At 62.6% G+C, this 17,995-nt stretch carries 14 protein-coding genes; 13 read left to right on the top strand and 1 reads right to left on the bottom strand.

The genetic code is table 11. The features are described 5' to 3' along the window. Nucleotides 1-70 precede the first annotated feature (70 nt). The 13 genes from I7X13_RS08355 (at nucleotide 71) to I7X13_RS08415 (ending at nucleotide 14,398) form a co-directional block, all read left to right on the top strand. The gene (locus I7X13_RS08355) at nucleotides 71-286 is read left to right on the top strand and encodes a hypothetical protein (RefSeq protein WP_198067595.1); all 216 of its coding nucleotides are present in this window, start codon (nucleotides 71-73) and stop codon (nucleotides 284-286) included. Between the two features lie 448 nt (nucleotides 287-734). Further along, the gene (locus I7X13_RS08360) at nucleotides 735-1,583 is read left to right on the top strand and encodes a dihydroorotate dehydrogenase (protein ID WP_198075134.1); all 849 of its coding nucleotides are present in this window, start codon (nucleotides 735-737) and stop codon (nucleotides 1,581-1,583) included. A gap of 50 nt (nucleotides 1,584-1,633) precedes the next feature. Then, nucleotides 1,634-2,413, top strand: a complete 780-nt coding sequence (gene pyrF, locus I7X13_RS08365) for an orotidine-5'-phosphate decarboxylase (protein WP_198075135.1) — start codon at nucleotides 1,634-1,636, stop codon at nucleotides 2,411-2,413. A gap of 52 nt (nucleotides 2,414-2,465) precedes the next feature. After that, on the top strand, nucleotides 2,466-3,092 hold the full coding sequence (gene pyrE, locus I7X13_RS08370; RefSeq protein WP_198075136.1) for an orotate phosphoribosyltransferase: 627 nt from the start codon (nucleotides 2,466-2,468) through the stop codon (nucleotides 3,090-3,092). Between the two features lie 162 nt (nucleotides 3,093-3,254). Next, complete coding sequence (locus I7X13_RS08375) at nucleotides 3,255-6,311, top strand: AIR synthase-related protein (RefSeq protein ID WP_198075137.1); 3,057 nt, start codon at nucleotides 3,255-3,257, stop codon at nucleotides 6,309-6,311. A 41-nt stretch (nucleotides 6,312-6,352) separates the two neighbouring features. Then, the gene (locus tag I7X13_RS08380) at nucleotides 6,353-7,723 is read left to right on the top strand and encodes a phosphoribosylformylglycinamidine synthase subunit PurQ (protein WP_198075138.1); all 1,371 of its coding nucleotides are present in this window, start codon (nucleotides 6,353-6,355) and stop codon (nucleotides 7,721-7,723) included. A 137-nt stretch (nucleotides 7,724-7,860) separates the two neighbouring features. Next, nucleotides 7,861-8,832 carry a phosphoribosylaminoimidazolesuccinocarboxamide synthase gene (locus I7X13_RS08385; RefSeq protein ID WP_198075139.1) on the top strand — a complete coding sequence of 324 codons (972 nt, stop codon included), beginning with the start codon at nucleotides 7,861-7,863 and terminating at the stop codon, nucleotides 8,830-8,832. 107 nt (nucleotides 8,833-8,939) lie between these two features. Further along, entirely contained in the window at nucleotides 8,940-10,229 is a 1,290-nt protein-coding gene (gene purD / locus I7X13_RS08390; protein ID WP_198075140.1) for a phosphoribosylamine--glycine ligase, read from the top strand. A gap of 23 nt (nucleotides 10,230-10,252) precedes the next feature. After that, a complete protein-coding gene (gene purN, locus I7X13_RS08395) occupies nucleotides 10,253-10,933 on the top strand; it encodes a phosphoribosylglycinamide formyltransferase (protein ID WP_198075141.1) in 681 nt (226 codons plus the stop codon). A gap of 91 nt (nucleotides 10,934-11,024) precedes the next feature. Continuing rightward, nucleotides 11,025-12,524, top strand: coding sequence for an amidophosphoribosyltransferase (gene purF / locus I7X13_RS08400; protein WP_198075142.1), 1,500 nt, complete (start codon nucleotides 11,025-11,027; stop codon nucleotides 12,522-12,524). 14 nt (nucleotides 12,525-12,538) lie between these two features. Next, the gene (locus tag I7X13_RS08405) at nucleotides 12,539-12,961 is read left to right on the top strand and encodes a hypothetical protein (RefSeq protein ID WP_198067605.1); all 423 of its coding nucleotides are present in this window, start codon (nucleotides 12,539-12,541) and stop codon (nucleotides 12,959-12,961) included. A gap of 86 nt (nucleotides 12,962-13,047) precedes the next feature. Then, a complete protein-coding gene (locus I7X13_RS08410; RefSeq protein WP_198075143.1) occupies nucleotides 13,048-14,139 on the top strand; it encodes an AIR synthase-related protein in 1,092 nt (363 codons plus the stop codon). A 52-nt stretch (nucleotides 14,140-14,191) separates the two neighbouring features. After that, nucleotides 14,192-14,398, top strand: a complete 207-nt coding sequence (locus I7X13_RS08415; RefSeq protein ID WP_198067607.1) for a hypothetical protein — start codon at nucleotides 14,192-14,194, stop codon at nucleotides 14,396-14,398. A gap of 157 nt (nucleotides 14,399-14,555) precedes the next feature. Here the strand turns inward: I7X13_RS08415 and I7X13_RS08420 are convergent, their stop codons facing one another. Beyond that, nucleotides 14,556-17,777 carry a fibronectin type III domain-containing protein gene (locus tag I7X13_RS08420; protein WP_198075144.1) on the bottom strand — a complete coding sequence of 1,074 codons (3,222 nt, stop codon included), beginning with the start codon at nucleotides 17,775-17,777 and terminating at the stop codon, nucleotides 14,556-14,558. Nucleotides 17,778-17,995: the final 218 nt, after the last annotated feature.

Here is a 17,995-nt window from a genome sequence, read left to right on the forward strand (position 1 = left end):
AGTTCTGCGGAGGCGTCGGGTCGGTTTGTTGCGACCCTGAAGCCCGCTTACCCGCTAAGCAAAAAAGGCCATGAAATACGCTGTATTTCATGGCCTTTTTTATTGCCTGACAAGTGCGGCCGGCGGCTTCCTCTCTGGGATAAACAGTCAAAGTTACGGTGGGTTGTGGTTGCAGCGCAATGCGTTACAGATGGCTGAAAATTTTTATTGGCCAATAATCGCCGTGAAATACGCGCTGATTAGCCAGTTACAGCCGAAACAAAACCTGGAAAGAACGGCGCAATAAAAAATTAACATTATCAAAGATTGGCTGGGCGTAATGCTTCGTTAATTTTGCATCGTGCTTCACCCCAATAACCAATTGATGAAGTGCGGAATGCTCGGCCCCGACGCTCCGCAGCGAGACCAACAGGTCTTGTCGCCCGCCGGTTTTGTCGATTTTTCTGCTGCTTTTTCTGGTCTTTGTCCCGTTGCCGTTCCGGTTTTCCGAAACGGTTTTTTTGTGCCCAGCCCGGCCGTCGTGCCGACGCATTGCCTATAGCCATTTCGTTTTTCGGAGTGGCTTTTTTTCTGCCAAAAAACCGAGCCTGCCTGCGCCTTTGGGCGCTGGTCCCAATCCGAGCCGACAACTGACAAACCGTAATTATTTCCCCCGCGGTGCTAACTTATAGTAGCGAAGCCAGCTGTGGGTATCGGGCCAGGCCGCTGACAACCAACCACTGACAACTCCTGATATGAAACTCGGCGCCATTACCTTACAGAATGCCGTATGCCTGGCGGCGGCACCCTGGGACCTCGCCGGCGAAGGCTATGAGCAACTGGGCGCGATTTTCACCAAAACCGTGACCATGGAGCCCCGCGCTGGCCTGCCCGGCGACGAAGGCATCCTGCAAGTGGCCGACCAAACCCTGCTCAATCGCACCGACCTGCGCACCGAGGGGGCCGAGCTGCTGGTGCAGGAGCACCTGCCGCGCCTGCGCCGCTTCGGCGTGCCGGTGTTTGTGAGCGTGACGGCGCCGGGCGTGCCGGGCTTCCGCAAGATTGCGCGCTACCTGCAGCGCGAGGCTGGCGCGCAGCTGGCCGGGCTGGAAGTGTACATCACGGTGCCGCCCGCCGGCGCCGGGGCCGATGTGACGGCCCGCTTCGTGCGCGAAGCGACCGAGGCCGTGCGCAACGAGCTGCGCCCCGACGCGGCCGTGATTGTGAAGCTGCCGCCGTGGCCCGACCACATCCGGGGCCTGGCCCTGGGCGCGCAGGAAGGTGGCGCCACCGCCCTGGCCGCCACCAACACCCTGAAAGTGCTGCACCTGCCCGCCGACCCCGCCGCCGCGCCGCTGGTAGGCGGGCTCTCGGGCGAGGCACTGCGGCCCTTGTCGCTACGCTGCGTGTGGGAACTGGTCAATGACGAAAAACTACAGCTTCCCATATTTGGAACGGGTGGCATTTTCACGCTGCGCGATGTGCAGGACTACTTGCGCGTAGGAGCCCAGGCCGTGCAGGTAGCCAGCGGCGAATGGTTGTCGCCCGGCCTCACGGCGCGGCTGGCTGCCGAAGTAGCCCACACCGTTTCCGCCACTCGATAACTGCTCAACACTCTCCTCAAATCCCACCCAAACCCGCTTCGCACCCCGCCATGCAAAAGCTCCTCACCCGCGTCGAAACTGTTAATTCCCTGCTGTGCGTGGGCCTCGACCCCACGGGCGACGACGCCCAGGCCACACAGCGGCTGCGCGAAGTCATTGCCGAAACCGCGCCCTATGCGGCTGCTTTCAAGCCCAACCTGGCCTTTTTCCTGAGCCGCGAAAACGGCGTGGCCATGCTTCGCGACACCGTGCGCAGCATCCCGCAGGACATCCCGGTGATTCTGGATGGTAAATTCGGCGACATCGCCAACACCGCCGAGCAGTACGCCCGCTTCGCCTACGACATCGTGGGGGCCGACGCCGTGACGGTGAATCCCTACATGGGCGACGACACCATCCGGCCCTTCGCCCGGCCCGGCAAGATGGTGTTCTCGCTCGCCAAAACCTCCAACAAGCCCCTGCACGGCTTGCAAGACGCCGCCATGACGCGCGGTGGCTCCATCAGCGACTGGGCCGCCCGCCTGGCCCGCCTGATGGACGAGGAGTTGACCGAATCCACCATCGGCCTCGTGGTGGGCGCTACCGAGCCGGCCGCCGTGGCCAAAGTACGCGCCGCCTGCCCCGAGCAGTGGTTTCTGGTGCCGGGCATCGGCGCGCAGGGCGGCGACCTGGCTGCCACGCTCCGCGCCGGCCTCCGCGCCGACGGCAGCGGCCTGCTGATAAACTCCTCGCGCGGCATCTGGCAGGCGAAGGACGCGGGTGCCGCCGCGCGCGAATTGCAAGAACAAATCAACGAATTCCGGGCCGTGACGAGCCCAACCCACACCTGAGCCAGAAAGCCGCTTCACCGCGGCTTTTTGCATGTTAGTTTTTCTGAATCAGATGACTGAAACCACCAACCCCCATTCGCCCATTGCCCTCGACGCCGAGCTGCTGGAGCAGCAGCTGCGTCAGGAAGACGCCCTGCTGCGCGGGCACTTCCGGCTGTCGTCGGGCCTGCACTCCGATGCCTACGTGCAGTGCGCCCGCTTCCTGCGCCGGCCCGATTTGGCCGCGCCGGCCGCCGCCGCGCTGGCCGGGCAGATTCAGGCCGCCGGCCTGCAACCCGATGTGGTGGTAGGCCCCGCCATGGGCGGCGTGGTGATTGGCTACGAGCTGGCCCGGCAGCTGGGCGTGCCCGGCATCTTCACCGAGCGCGACGCCGATGGGCAGATGACCATGCGCCGCGGCTTCACCATCGAGCCAGGCGAGCGGGTAGTCATTGCCGAAGACGTGGTGACGACCGGCAAAAGCACCCTGGAAGTGGCCAAAGTGCTGCGCGAAATGGGTGCCGAAGTGCTGGCCGTGGCCTCGCTCATCGACCGCACCGGCGGCCAGGGAGGACTGGATTTTCCGCATTTTGCGCTGCTTTCGGTGCAAGCCGCGACCTATGCGCCGGAAAGCTGCCCGCTGTGTGCCGCCGGTGTGCCGGTGGTGAAGCCCGGCAGCCGGCCGGAGAAGGCGTTTTAAGTAGTTGAAATTTGGGCTCAGCTAAACGTCATGCTGAGCGAAGCCGAAGCATCTCTACCGCTTCGTTGCAATTGATAAGATTTACTAATGGGGTAGAGATGCTTCGACTTCGCTGCGCTTCGCTCAGCATGACGTTGTTTTTCTGACGTTCCACTATTGTCAATGTCCGACAACACCACCCACACCATCCAGCTCACGCTGAAACCCGGCCAGCACGACGGCGACGGCCAGCGCGTGGCCGAAGCCGCCGCCCGCCACCTCGGCCTGCGCACCGGCCGCGTGCGCAGCGCCGCCCTCTACACCGTGCGCTACCCGCTGAGCGAAACCCAGCTGCGCGACTTCGCCACCCGCTGCCTGGCCGACCCGGTGCTGCACGACGTGCGCCTGAACGCGCTGGCCGGCGCCGAGGGCTACGCCACCTACATCCTGGTGGCCCGCCGCCCCGGCGTGACCGACGACGAGGGCACCTCGGCCCAAAACGCCCTGGCCGACCTGCTGAACGAGCCGCTGGACGTGCACACTCAGCATATTTTCAGCAAGAAGCTCTATTTGCTCGAAAACGACTTGCCGACCGACGACCTGCGCCGCATTGCGGAAGAATTACTCGGCAACAAGCTCATCAACTGGCTGGAAGTGGGCCGCGTGGCCGACGGCATCCGCGACTACACGCCGCGCCCCGGCGGCGGCGCCGAGGCCATCACTGAGGTGGTGGCCCTGAACGGCCGCAGCGATGTCGAGCTGTTGCAGCTCTCGAAGGAAAACATCTACGCCCTGAATCTGGAGGAAATGCGCGCCGTGCGCGACTACTTCGCCGCTGCGGAGACGCAGGCCGAGCGGAAGGCTGCGGGCTTGCCCGCCGACCCGACGGATTGCGAGCTAGAAATCATTGCCCAGACGTGGTCGGAGCACTGCAAGCACAAGGAGTTTGCGGCCGTCATCAATTACAAAGACACTGAGACGGGCGAGGAAAAACAGATTGACTCGCTCTTCAAAACTTACATCAAAAACGCCACGGCTGAAGTGGACCGGCAGCTGCGCGCCAACGGCAACGACTGGCTCATTAAGGTGTTTTCGGACAATGCCGGCGCGGTGCGCATCAACCCCGAGTCGCTGTTTGTGTGGAAGGTGGAGACGCACAACTCGCCCTCGGCCATCGACCCCTACGGCGGGGCCATCACGGGCATTCTGGGCAACAACCGCGACCCCTTGGCCACTGGCATCGGGGGCGCGCGGCTGCTGTTTAATACCAACGTGCTGTGCTTCGGCAATCCGGAATTTGACGGGCAACTGCTGACCGGGCAGCTGCATCCACGCCGCATTCTGGAAGGCGTACGCAAAGGCATTGAAGACGGTGGCAATAAGTCGGGCGTGCCCACGGTGAACGGCGCGATTGTATTTGATGACCGGTACGCCGGCAAGCCGCTGGTGTATTGCGGCACCGGCGCGGTGATGCCCATGCAGTTTGCCGGGCTGGACTCGTGGGAGAAGAAGATTAATGCCGGTGACCGCATCATCATGGCCGGTGGCCGGGTGGGCAAAGACGGCATCCACGGCGCCACGTTTTCGAGCATCGAGCTGGACGAAACCGCGCCCGCCACGGCCGTGCAAATCGGCTCGCCCATCACCCAGAAGCTGGCCATGGATTTCCTGTTGCTGGCGGCCCGTCGCGGCCTGCTGAAATGCAGCACCGATAACGGCGCGGGCGGCCTCTCGTCCTCCGTGGGCGAGCTGGCGGGCATCTCGGGCGGCGCGGTGGTGGAGTTGAAGCGCGTGCCGCTGAAGTACCCCGGCTTGCGCCCCTGGGAAATTTTCGTAAGCGAGTCGCAGGAGCGGTTTACGCTAGTGGTGGAACCCGGCAAAATGGCCGAGCTACTGGCGCTGGGCCAGGAAATGGAAGTGGAGTTGACCGACATCGGCTTCTTCACCGCCGACGGCTTCCTGGACGTGCGCTTCGACGGTGCGCCGGTGGCCCGGCTGAATATGGAATTCTTGCACGAGGGAGTGCCCCGCAAGGTGCTTGAAGCGGAGTGGACCAAACCAGAAGGATTTGAACCTACAATCCCTTCCTCTCTTGATTACACGGAAACGCTCATCAAGCTGCTGGGCTCGCTCAACATCTGCTCGCGTGAATCCGTGATTCGCCAGTACGACCACGAGGTGAAGGGCCGCACGATTGTGAAGCCGCTGATGGGCGCCACCGGCCAAGCTCCGCAGGACGCGGCCGTGGTGCGCTTCAATTTCGAGAGCTGGGAAGGCGTGGCCGTGAGCAACGGCATCCTGCCCCGCTACGGCGATTTGGACGCGTATGACATGTCGGCCGGCTCGTTTGACGAGGCCGTGCGCCAGATTATTGCGGTGGGAGGGAAGCTCCCGAATCTGACACCCGGCGACGGCATTTTCTGGTCGGTGAACGACAATTTCTGCGTGCCCGATTCGGTGTACGACCCCACCGGCAACCCCGACGGCAAGCAGAAGCTAGCCAAGCTGGTGCGCATGTGTGAGGCCCTGCGCGATGCCACGGCGGCCTACTGCATCCCGCTCACCAGCGGCAAGGACTCGATGAAGAACGACTTCAAGGCCGACGGCGTGAAGATTTCGGTGCCGCCCACCGTGCTCTACTCGATGACTGCCAAGATGGAAGACGTGCGCCGCGCCATCACCTCCGACTTCAAGCAGGCCGACGACGTGGTGTACCTGCTCGGTGAGACTTACGATGAGTTGGGCGGCTCCGAGTTCTACGCCCTGCACGGGCAGCTGGGGGCCAATGTGCCCAAGGTTGATTTTGAAAAAGCCAAGGCCCTTTACACCCTGGTAGGCCAGGCCAACGACCAAACCCTCATCCAGTCCTGCCACGACCTGAGCGACGGTGGCCTCGCCGTGGCGCTGGCCGAAACCACGTTCGGCTACGGCTGCGGGGCTGATGTCGAGCTGCCCGCCACGGGCCTGCCGCTGGCTACGCAGCTTTTCTCGGAGTCGCACTCGCGCTTCGTGGCCACGGTGGCTCCCGAGGACGTGGTGGCGTTTGAGAAGCTACTCGGCGAGCGCGCCACCCGCCTCGGCCGCGTGACGAATGACGGCAAGCTGACCGTGCGCCACGACGGCCAGACGGTTATTGCCGCTGACAGCGCCGCTCTGCGCGCCGCCTGGACCAACGGGCCGGTCAATAATCTGCTGGGCGTGGTTTCGAATGACAACCTCAGCCACTCTAATTCGCTCTAAAAGCACAAGACCCTTTTCCATAGGCCCAAAAGACTTTCGAAATGGTACAAGACTCGGCTCAAGGAGCACATAAAGTTCAATCGGAAGTACAAGCCGACCCGGTGCGGGCGCTGGTGCTGACTGGTTTTGGCATCAACTGCGAGGAAGAATTTGCTGCTGCCTACCGTTTGGCTGGCGCCGAAGCTACCATCGTGCACTTCAACCAAGTGTTGCACGGGCAGGTGAGCATCCACGATTTCGACGTACTGAACTTCCCCGGCGGCTTTTCCTTTGGCGACGACCTGGGCTCAGGCGTGGTGCTGGCTAACAAGCTGCGCTACCGCCAAACCAGCGCCGACGGCCGCACGCTGCTCGACGACATCAAGCAGTTCATTGCCGACGGCAAGTTCGTGCTCGGCATCTGCAACGGCTTCCAGGTGCTGGTGAAGCTGGGCCTGCTGCCCAACTTGGGCGGCGACGTGACCCCCGAAGTGACCCTGACCCACAACGCCAGCGGCCGCTACGAAGACCGGTGGGTGACGCTCCGCGTGAATCCCGCCGCCCGCACGCCCTTCCTCACCGGCATCGACCGGCTGGAGGTACCCGTGCGCCACGGCGAGGGCCGCTTGGTAGTGCCCGATGAAGCCACCCGCGCTGCCATCGAAGCCGCTGGCCTGAACTGCCTGAGCTACATCGACGCCAACGGTGACGGCACCAGCGAGTACCCCCTCAACCCCAACGGCGCCGACCTGAACTGCGCCGGCCTCACCGACCCCACTGGGCAGGTGTTCGGCCTGATGCCGCATCCCGAAGCCTTCCTGACCGCCTACAACCACCCCGACTGGGCCCGCCGCCGCCGCCAGAACCCCGGCGCGAGCGAGGAAGGGGAGGGGCTGCAAATTTTCAAGAACATCGTGGCGCACATCCGCAAGCCCCACCCCCCGGCCCCCTCCCCTGCGGGAGAGGGGGGGCCAGATGGGCATTTCGTGGCGGAGGAAGGGCGGCCGTATTATGAGCGGCGGCAGCGGCGCGAAGAATCACTGCACACTTCCATTGAGCACGACGTATTTACGGCGGGCGCTGGTGGTAAATGGCAGGCGTTGAAGCAGTTCAGCCGTGAGATGCGTAAGGCGCCTACGCCTGCCGAGGATGTGCTATGGCAGGAAGTGCGCGGCCAAAAATTGGGCGTTGCTTTTCGCCGACAACATGCCATAGCTGGTTATATCGTGGATTTCGTGACACTGGCTGACAAACTGATAGTAGAAGTTGACGGCGAGATTCATGACCAACCCGACCAGGCCGGTTATGACCATGGGCGCACCCAACTGCTGCAAGAACACGGCTACCGAATTATTCGCTTCACCAACCAGCAAGTGTTGAATGAGTTGCCGCAGGTAATTCAAAGAATACAGCATGAATTAGCCTCCGCGTAATCCCACTACGGCAGCTAGCAAAAGCAGTAAGATTAAAACCGAAGCATTCATTTCAGCTAACCAACCACACCCCACAAAACAGCCATCAGGCTTCCCCTCCCCCACAGGGGAGGGGGCCGGGGGGTGGGGCTACAACTATGAACACCCTCACCCACTTCGCTTCTCCCCAACTCCCGTTGCTGCACCGCGGCAAAGTGCGCGACAGCCTCCGTGCGCCCAGCGGCGACCGCCTCATCATCGTCACCGACCGCCTCTCGGCCTTCGACTCGGTGCTGGAAACGGCCATCCCGCACAAAGGCGCGGTGCTGAATGGCCTAGCGAACTTCTGGTTTGACAAGACTTCGCACATCATTCCGAACCACGTCCTCAAGCTCGTGGATGCCAACGCCATGCTGGTGAAGGAAGCCCAGCCCATTAAAGTAGAAATGGTGGTGCGCCAGTACCTAACCGGCTCGATGTGGCGCGGCTACCAGGCCGGGCAGCGCACTTTCTCGGGCGTGACGGTACCGGACGGGCTGACCAAAAACCAGGCTTTCCCGCAGCCCATCGTGACGCCGACCACCAAGGAAGAATCGGACCGCGAAATCACGCCCGAAAACCTGGTGAGCGAGGGCTGGGTGAGCCGGGAGCTGTACGAGCAGATGAAGGAGAAGTCGCTGGCGCTGTTCCGGGTCGGCTCCGAGCTGCTGGCCGAGAAGGACATCATTCTGGTGGATACCAAGTATGAGTTTGGCCTGCTGAACGGTGAGCTGATTCTGATTGACGAGATGCACACGCCGGACTCGTCGCGCTTCTGGAGCGCCGAGGACTACGCCCGCAACCCCGAAACGGCCGAGCAGATGGATAAGGAGTACGTGCGTCAGTGGCTCATTGCCAATAAAAAAGACGACCGATACCCCCGCGCCCTCACGCCCGAAGTAACCCAGGAAGCCACCCGTCGCTACCTCGACATCTACGAGCGCATCGTGGGTGAGCCCCTGCCCACTGCCGATAGTGAGGATGTGCGTGCCCGCCTAGTGGCCAACCTGGCGGCCGCCGGCCTGTTAAAAAACGCTGTAGTAAGCGAGGCGACGGACTTGCCCGTCGACGAAGCAGCTAAAATACTGTAGAGACGCAATATTTTGTGTCTTGTCGTTGAACGAGCGGTACCGCGCCGTGCAACGACGATGTTCAACGACGAGACACAAAATATTGCGTCTCTACATTCCGCAACCCTGTGACATCTCCCCAAACCCTTCTCCTCCTCGGTTCCGGCGCGCGCGAGCACGCCTTGGCCGAAAAGCTGACCCGCGATGGGGCCACGGTGCACGTGCTGCCCGGCAACGCCGGCATCCCCAACAGCCACCCCGAGGCAAATCCGCTGGATTTTGAGGCCGTGCGCGCCTTCGCGCAGGCCCACGATTCCCGCTTGATTGTGGTGGGGCCGGAAGCGCCGCTGGCAGCGGGAATTACCGACTTTTTTGCCGGGTCAGATATCAAAGTATTTGGCCCGAGCCGCTCGGCGGCGCGGCTCGAAAGCTCGAAAGTGTGGAGCAAGGAATTCATGCGCCGCCATGGCGTGGCTACCGCGCAGGCGTGGCCGTTCCGCAGCGACAACATCGCGGCGGCCCGGGCCAAAGCGACCGAGCTGGGCGGGCACGTGGTGATAAAGTACGACGGCCTGGCCGCCGGCAAGGGCGTGTACGTGTGCTCGTCGCCGGCCGAAGCCGAGGCGGCTTTTGATGACCTGCAAACGAGCTATTCGGGCTGGTTTTCCTTCCTGCTCGAAGAGAAGCTGACCGGCCCCGAAATCAGCATCATCGGCCTCACCGATGGACACGTTATCCGCCTGCTGGCGACCTCGCAGGACCACAAGCAGCTGCTGGCCGGCGACCAGGGCCCCAACACCGGCGGCATGGGCGCCTACTGCCCCGTGCCTTTCGCCGATGCCAACGTGCTGGCCGCCATCCGCCGCGACATCGTGGACCCCACCCTGCGCGGCCTGCAAACCGAACAGTTTGAGTTCCGGGGCTTTCTGTACTTCGGCATCATGCTCACGCCCACCGGCCCCAAGCTGCTGGAATACAACGTGCGCCTCGGCGACCCCGAAGCCGAAGTGCTGCTGCCCGCCTTGGATAGCAGCCTGCTCACGCTGATTGAAGCCACCCTCGATGGCACCCTCGCCCAGCAGGGCGTGCGGCAGCGGCCGGGCGCCTTCGTGGGCGTAGTGCTGGCTTCGGGTGGTTATCCGGCCCCGAAATTCCCCACCGGCTTCCCCATTACCGGCCTCGATAATTTGCCCAGCGGCGTGCGGGCCTACCACGGGGCCACCCGGCGCAACGAGGCCGGCGAGCTGGTAACCAACGGCGGCCGCGTCCTTGTCCTCACCGCCCACGGCCATGATTTGGAAGAAGCCACCACCCGGGCCTACGAAGCCTGCGCCCGCGTCACGTTTCAGAATGCGTATTTCCGCCCCGACATCGCCCAGCGTCCCGCGCCGGTCCTCACCGCCACCGTTGTAAATTGAGACCAGAAGCCCAATTAAAACTGATGAAGCTCCTCGCCTCCTTCGAGCAATTCAAGCAGGATTCCCTCTCGTTTGGCGAGGGGAAGGAGCGAAGGCCGGCGCGCCTGGTCATTCTGCTTTCCGGCCGTGGCTCCAATATGCTGGCGCTGCTGGAAGCTACCAAAACCGGCGTGCTGCACGGCCTGGCCGAAGTCGTAGTCGTGTTCAGTAACAAGCCCGATGCCTTCGGCCTCGAAGCCGCTGCGGCTCTGGGTTGCCCCATTGCCTCGCTGCCCAGCCAGGGCCGCAAGCGCGAAGCCTACGATGCCGACGCAGTAGCATTGCTCCAGCAGTACCAGCCCGATTTGGTGGTGCTGGCGGGATATATGCGGATTTTGTCGCCGGCTTTCATTCAGCCGTTTGCGGGCCGCATCATCAATATTCACCCGGCGGATACCCATCAGCACCAGGGCTTGCATGCTTATGAGTGGGCGTTTGAAAACAAACTGCCCGAAACCAAAATCACCGTGCATCTGGTTGACGAAGGCCTCGACACCGGCCCCATTCTCGCCCAGCAAACCGTGGACCTGCGCGGGGCTGACACGCTGCAGGAAGTCGAGCGCCGCGGCCTGGCCGTGGAGCACGAACTATACGCCCGCGCGCTGGCTGAGCTAATCAACCACGGCCGTCATGCCGAGCGCAGCGAAGCATCTTTACCTCATTAGTAATCAATGCTGATGCCACGAAGCGGTAAAGATGTTTCGCTGCGCTCGGCATGACAGATACCCCTCTCGTACAAAATAACCAACCCATCCTATGTGCGGAATAGTAGGTTTTCACGGTCCCGATAACGTCGTAGGCGACATGATAATCGGCCTCACCGCCCTCCAGCATCGGGGGCAGGATGCGGCCGGCATCGCCACCTTCGACGACTCGTTTCACCTTTGTAAGGGCCAGGGCCTCGTCAACGACGTGTTCAAGCCCAAGCACGTGAAGAAGCTCACGGGCAACCTCGGCATCGGCCACGTGCGCTACACCACCCAGGGCGCCAACGATTCGGACCTGGCGCAGCCTTTCACCACCAGCTACCCCTTCGGGCTGGCCATGGTGCACAACGGCAACGTTATCAACTTCCGCGACGTGGCCAAGCGCCTGCACGACAAGTACCACGTGCTGCCCAAAACTACCAACGACTTGGAGCTCATCATGTACACCTTCGCCTCGGAGCTGCGCGTGAAGGACCTGGACCACCTCTCGGTAGTGGACATTTTCGACGCTGTGGAGACGACGCAGGAGCTGGTGAAGGGCGCCTACGCCACCATCACCGTCATTGCCGGGCACGGCCTGCTGGCCTTCACCGACCCGCTGGGCATTCGGCCGCTGGCGCTGGGCCGGCGCGAAACACCCAACGGCCCGGTGTACGCCTTCGTGTCGGAAAGTACCTGCTTCGATTACCTGGACTTTGAGTTCGTAGAGAATGTCGGCCCCGGCCAGGCCATTTTCATCGACAACAACTACCAGGTGCACTACAAAAACAAGTATGCGCTGCCAAAGAACTTCTGCGCCTTCGAGCAGATTTACTTCGCCCGCGAAGATTCCGTGATTCATGGCCGGCTGGTGGCGCGGGAGCGGGTGCGGCTGGGCAAAATTCTGGCCCGCAAGGTGGTCGATGCCGGTCTGAAGCCCGATATGGTAATCGATGTGCCCAGTTCCGGCTACTTCGCGGCCTCCGGCCTAGCCGAGGCCATAGGGGTGCCCTACCGCCGGGCGCTGGTGAAAAACAACCACATGGGCCGCTCGTTCATCGTGCCCACCCAGGCCGGGCGCGAGGACGTGGTGAAGAAGAAGCTAAACCCCATCCGCGAGTTTGTGGAGGGCAAGAAGGTGGCCGTGGTCGACGACAGCATTGTGCGCGGCACCACTTCCCGCCGCATCGTGCGGCTGCTACGCGAGGCGGGGGCGGCGGAGGTGTACTTCATTTCCAGCGCGCCGCCCATCGTGTCGCCCTGCATCTACGGCATCGACATGGCCATGAGCACCGAGCTGATTGCCGCTAATTACACGGAGGATGAAATCTGCCGCTACATCGAAGCCGATAAGGTGATTTACCAGGATTTGGCCGACCTGGAGGAGCTGTTTGCCGAAGAAAAAGGCCACGGCGGCAGCTGCTTCGCCTGCTTCTCGGGCAAGTACCCGACGGGCGACGTGACGCACTACCTGCGCCACATTCAAGAGGAGCGCGCCAGCCACCGGGGCGACAAGAAAAAGGACAAGAAGTCGGTGAGCGCGAAGGCGCCCGCGCCCACGGAGCATTAACCTAAGTTTTGGTAATGGGCTGGTTTGCGAAAAAAGTTATTGGTAACGTGCTTGCATCGGTTATTGGCATGGTCGTTATCAGGGCGTTTATTAGTCTGGAACACCCGCTCATGTTCCTGAAAACGGCATTCCTGTATTTGATTGCTGTGATAATTGTAATAGCAGTAGTTGGTTACTTGAGGTATTTTGTTCCGCTGCGGAAAGAGCAGGGATTTCCATTTGTGTATGTTGAGTCTGATGGAACTGTGCGCGAACTAAATGCGAAGGAGCAAGCCTATCTAAATACAGAATTCTCCCCCGGTGATGGCGGGCGGCCCTATATAAAAAACCGTTATAGCCAAAAAAGTTACGGTGGTGGCATCAGCGGCTTCATATACCGCGACAGAGTCCCTAGAGCCGTAGTCATTTCTCCTGAATCGTCACAAGTTCTTTCCTGATTAGGTAAGCTGTTAAATCAATTTAACGCCAGCGCCACCGTGGCTCCCTCTCCCTCGGAGAGGGCCCGGGGGGTGAGGCCCTCCGCATGAACGACACCAACAATAACCCCGCCGGCTACTCCATCGAAGAAGGCAATGCCGCCTCGCGCAACGCCTACAACTGGTCGAAAAAAACCTTCGCTAACCGCCGTGGCAAGCCCGGCGAGCCCGCCCAGGACCTCGATGGCGGCTTCTCCAACGAAATTCGCTTCGGGGCCGAGCGCCTCGGTATCAGCTCCGACGGCATCGGGACCAAGATTGAGGTGGCTGAGCGCCTGAACAAGTACGATTCGCTGGGCTACGACCTCATCGCCATGACGGCCGACGACCTCATCGCCGCCGGTTTCGTGCCCACCAATCTTTCCAACATCATCGACGTGAACCACCTCGACTACGACGTGGTGGACCAACTGATGCGCGGCCTGCACGATGCCGCCAACTTCGCGGGCGTGGCCATCACGGGCGGCGAAATCGCGGAGCTCGGCAACCGCATCGGCGGCTGGCCGGGGGCCAAAATGAACTTCAACTGGTGCTCCACGGCCATCGGCGTGCTGCACCCCAGCCTGGCCCAGCCCCTAAGCGGCAAAACTGCCCAGGCTGGCCACGCGGTGGTGGCCCTGCGTTCGCCCTCGTTCCGCTCCAACGGCTACTCGCTGGCTCGTAAAACCCTCACCCGCCTCTTCGGCGATAACTGGCACGACGCACCCTACGACGGCCCCGACCAGTTTGCTAACTGGGGCGAAGCCATGCTGGAGCCCTCGCTTATCTACTCGCCCGGTGTAGCCGCCCTGCTCGATGCCGGCCTGCCGCTGCACGGCGTAGCCCACATCACCGGCGGCGGCGTGGCCGACAACTTCAAGCGCGTGCTCAAAAACGGCCTCGGCGCGGTGCTGGACAATCTTTTCGAGCCCTTCCCCGCCATGCAACGGCTCTGCGAAATCGGCGGCCTCGACGCCGAAACCGCCTACCTCTACTGGAACATGGGCACCGGCATGCTCCTCGTGACGGATGAAGATTCGGCCGAAGCCGTGGTGGCCTCGTTGCGCGCCAGCGGCTACCTGGCCCAGGTAGCGGGCCACCTCACCGCCGAGCCCGGCGTGACGCTGCGCGTGGGTGCGGGTGAGCTAAGGTATGCATAGCAACCCAGTGGGTTGAGGCGTATAGTCAGTACTGCAATAACTTCCGTTCTCAATGACGCCTTTTCTGCTCCTGGGTTCATTAGCACCGATTTTCAACACTGTTGGATTCGTGGCTTTGGTGATGGGCGGGCTACTACTTTTTGCAGCCTACAAGTTGCTGAAGGAATCGAATGCTGCAACAAAGTTTATGGGGGTTATACTGCTCGCAATGGGAGTAATACTTTCGTTGTTTGCCTGCTTGCTTTTCGTGTCGGGTTGACCCAAGAGTATCATCCGGGCGTCTCAGCCGATGGCACGGTGCGAGGTACTGCCTGCCCGGCCTCGGCGTAGGATAATCGAGGCCACGTCCATTCACGATACAAAAAAAGGGCCGCCCAAGTGGGCGGCCCTTTTCATTCAACTCAATCTGATGCAGGCTATTCCAGCACCACTTTGCGCGTGTAGGTCTGGCCCGCCACGGTCACCCGCAGGGTGTAGAGGCCGGCGGCCAGGGCGCGGGTGGACAGGGTTTGCTCGGCGACCGGAGTCAGGGCTTTGGCGCTCACCACCTGGCCCAGGGCGTTGAGCAGCGTGGCCTGGCCGGTGCCGCTCAGCCCGTTCAGGCGCAGAGTGAGCTGGCCGGTGTTGCTCGGGTTGGGGTACACCAGCAGGGCATCGGTATCTGCCTGGGCCTTGGTGCTGGTCACCAGGCCGGTGCCGCCCAGCGTGAAGGTGCCGGGCGTATCGGAGGCGGTGAAGCCGCTCACGGCCATGTAGTAGCGCGTGCCCGCCGTGAGGCCGGTTACGCTAACGGCACCCAGGGCCGTGTTGGCCGTATTCGAGCCCCGGCAGAACACTTCGTTGAACGGCCCGGCCGAGCAGTTGGGGCTGGTGAATACCCGCAGCGCCCCCGCCGAAGTGCCCGTGAAGGTGAGCGTGGTGCTGGTGCCGGTAGGAGTAAAGGTGAACCACACATCCTTGGGCAGGGCGCCGCCCGCGCAACTCGGCGTGTTGATGCCGTTCTGGACGCTGGTGGTCGCGCCGCTGTTCGACGACGAAACCGTGGCCGAGCCCAGTGCCAGCGCCCCGCAGGGCTCGTCGTTGGCCGGGGCCGTGAGTGGGGTAGTGAAGCAAACCGGCCCCACCAGCGCGCTGCTGCCATTGAAGCCACCGCACACCTGCTGCACGTAGAAGCAGTAATTGGTGGCTGCCGTGAGGCCCGTGAGCGTGGTGCTGGTGGCCGTGAGGCCCGTGATGGTGGTGCCTCCGGCCGGCGGCGTGAAGCCCGTGGGGCCGTAAATCACGGTATAGGTGCTGCCCGTGGTTGTAGAAGCCCAGCTCACGGTAGCGGTGTTGTTGGTGAGGGTGCCGGCCGTGAGGCCCGTCGGGGCCGGGCAGTTGGGCACCGGCGTGGCGCAGATGGTAAAGTTGCCGAGCGTGCCGGTGGTGCTGTACTCGTTCACGCGCACGTAGTAGGTGGTGCTGGGCGTGAGGCCGGTCAGGTCGAGGTTGGGGGCGGCCGTGTTGCTGGCCGTGCCCGCGCAGTTGATGTAGGTGAGCGGCCCGGCGCAGGCCGTGCCTGAGTAGCCGCGCACCACGCTGGCCGCACCGCCCGTTACCGAGATGCGAACGGCCGTGCTGGTGGGGCCAGTGGCCGCCGTGGTGAACTTAAACCACACATCGTGCGGCGCGGTAATCGAGCCGCAGCCCGTGCCCTGGCCGCCGGTACCATACACCGTGCTGGCCGTCTGAGTCGCGCCGAGCGACGTGGTGGAGAGAGCCGTGCAGGTATTGTTCACCGTGAGGGTGGTCGCGCCGCAGGGGTCGTCGTTCACAATCTGAGTCGTGAACACGCCCGGCCCGGCCAGGCCGGAATTGGTGGTAGCCGAGCAGTTCTGCGTAACATAAAACTGGTAGGTAGTGCCCGGCACCAGGCCCGTAATGTTGTAGGGCGGAGCCGTGAGGCCCGTTACCGTGGTGTAGGGGTTGGCCGTAGAGGAGGACTGGGTGGGGTCGAAACCGGTGGGGCCGTAGAGTACGGTGTAAGTGCCGGTGCCGCCCGTCAGCCAGGAGAGGCTGGCCGTAGTGGTGGTGGTAGTGCCCGTCAGGCTGGCCGGGGTGAGGCAGCCGGTGGCCGATTCGAGGATGATGTTATCGAGGCCGATATCGGTCGAGCCATAGTCGGCGCGGGCGCGGAAGCGGATAACCGCCGTGGCCGACGTGCTGCTGATGGGCAGTACCTGCGTGGCAAACGTGGCGCTGAGCTTGTAGCCATCCAGGCGGCTGAAAGTGGCCCCGCCGTCGTTCGAAAGCTGCACAATCAGCGAGTCGCTGCCCGAGGTATTCACAAAGTCGAAGCTCAGGCGCTTGGCCCCGGCCGCGCTTAGGTTCACGTACAGGTCCAGCGTGCCGATGGTGCCCGAAGTAGCATACGACGAGTGAAAGCGCGCCGAATGCAGCCCTTGGCTGCTCACCGGCGAATAAGCCCCGTAAGTGACGCTGGTCCAGGCGGCGGCGGCCCCGTCGTCTTCGCGCCGCCACGAGCCGTTGCCCGTGGCCGGGCTGTTGCGCCAGCTGGCCGAGGGCGCATCGCGGGTGTTGCACACGTCAATCCAGGTAGTCTCGAAGCTCTGCACCACCGGCAGGGTAGCGTAGGTGGGCGGCGTGGCCGTCACGGTCACGGCCGTAGAGGTGGCCGTCTGGGTCGTGCTGGTGCAGGTGAGGCGGGCGCGGTACTGCGTGGTCACCGTTTGGCCGGTGGCCGTGTAGGTGCTGGCCGTGGCCCCGGCAATATCGGTCCACGTCGTGCCACCGTTGGTAGAGGCCTGCCACTGGTAAGTGATGCCGGCATCGGCGCTGCTGCCCGTGAGCGACAGAGCCACGGGCGTGGAGGCGCACACGCTGGTTACGCTGGCCACCGCCGTACCTGCCGTGGGAGCCGCGGTGCACAAGGCATTGGTGCTAATGGCCATCACGTTGAGCACCCCGGTGGTCGACGTTTTGGCGAAGCCGATGCTCTGGATTTGCTTGGTGTAGTTGCCGGCGGCCAGCGCCAGCCGGATTTGGTAGAGGCGCGGGTCGGTGGTGCTGTTTTCGATGGTGTTGTTGTCGTAGTTCACCCGGCTGATGCCCTGAATGGCAAACCCGCTGCCCGCAAACCAATCGGCCACGGTTTGCCCGGCAAATACCTGCGTGGTCTGGTCCGTGAAAGTCACCGTCACGGTCACCGTACTCGCCCCATTGCCCGAGGAAGCGAGGAAGTAGATTTCGCCGGCCGACTGCGGCGTGGCCAGCGTGAGCGTGCCCGAGCCCGTAGCGGCAATGCGCAACGAGTTGTTGGCCGAGTAGGACGCTAGCTGAAACGACAGCCCGGAAGTAGCCACGCTATTGATAAGCCCCGTGGCGGGCAACGACGAGGTGGGCGTGGCCCCCGTCGGGCTCACAAAATTGGGCGCTACGAAGGCGAAGCGCGAATTCACCGCCCCGCCGTCCATGTCCGACGTGGTCGACGACATCACCGTGCCCGTGCCATTGGCCACAACATCGGCCGTGAAGCCGGTGACGGTGACCGGCGTGAACCCGGCCTGGGCCTGGTAACTCATTCCTACCCCCAGCGCACACAGCAGGGGCCTAAACAAACGCGTAAAACTTCTTTTCATGTGAAAGAGGAATTGGGTGAAGTGAAGGATGAAGAGCGGGGGTGGGAATATTGGTAAGAACGAACCGGCTGTTGGGCGCACAAGGCGGCGCGTAAATCTATTGCCTAAGTGGCTGCATACCATAGCCTATGGCAGAAAATAATTTTTCGCGCATTCCAAATGAATTGAGGAATGACCCGAGCTCATGTAGAAGCACAAAGCCCCGGCGTTCTGCATCA

Origin of the sequence: Hymenobacter negativus, from assembly GCF_016056375.1 — a bacterium.
GTDB lineage: Bacteria > Bacteroidota > Bacteroidia > Cytophagales > Hymenobacteraceae > Hymenobacter > Hymenobacter negativus_A.

Bases quoted from the DNA above. Each gene is read 5' to 3' on its own strand.
- I7X13_RS08355 (WP_198067595.1), top strand. From the start codon at position 71: ATGAAATACGCTGTATTTCATGGCCTTTTTTATTGCCTGACAAGTGCG.
- I7X13_RS08360 (WP_198075134.1), top strand. From the start codon at position 735: ATGAAACTCGGCGCCATTACCTTACAGAATGCCGTATGCCTGGCGGCG.
- pyrF (WP_198075135.1), top strand. From the start codon at position 1,634: ATGCAAAAGCTCCTCACCCGCGTCGAAACTGTTAATTCCCTGCTGTGC.
- pyrE (WP_198075136.1), top strand. From the start codon at position 2,466: ATGACTGAAACCACCAACCCCCATTCGCCCATTGCCCTCGACGCCGAG.
- I7X13_RS08375 (WP_198075137.1), top strand. From the start codon at position 3,255: ATGTCCGACAACACCACCCACACCATCCAGCTCACGCTGAAACCCGGC.
- I7X13_RS08380 (WP_198075138.1), top strand. From the start codon at position 6,353: ATGGTACAAGACTCGGCTCAAGGAGCACATAAAGTTCAATCGGAAGTA.
- I7X13_RS08385 (WP_198075139.1), top strand. From the start codon at position 7,861: ATGAACACCCTCACCCACTTCGCTTCTCCCCAACTCCCGTTGCTGCAC.
- purN (WP_198075141.1), top strand. From the start codon at position 10,253: ATGAAGCTCCTCGCCTCCTTCGAGCAATTCAAGCAGGATTCCCTCTCG.
- purF (WP_198075142.1), top strand. From the start codon at position 11,025: ATGTGCGGAATAGTAGGTTTTCACGGTCCCGATAACGTCGTAGGCGAC.
- I7X13_RS08405 (WP_198067605.1), top strand. From the start codon at position 12,539: ATGGGCTGGTTTGCGAAAAAAGTTATTGGTAACGTGCTTGCATCGGTT.
- I7X13_RS08410 (WP_198075143.1), top strand. From the start codon at position 13,048: ATGAACGACACCAACAATAACCCCGCCGGCTACTCCATCGAAGAAGGC.
- I7X13_RS08415 (WP_198067607.1), top strand. From the start codon at position 14,192: ATGACGCCTTTTCTGCTCCTGGGTTCATTAGCACCGATTTTCAACACT.
- I7X13_RS08420 (WP_198075144.1), bottom strand. From the start codon at position 17,777: ATGAAAAGAAGTTTTACGCGTTTGTTTAGGCCCCTGCTGTGTGCGCTG.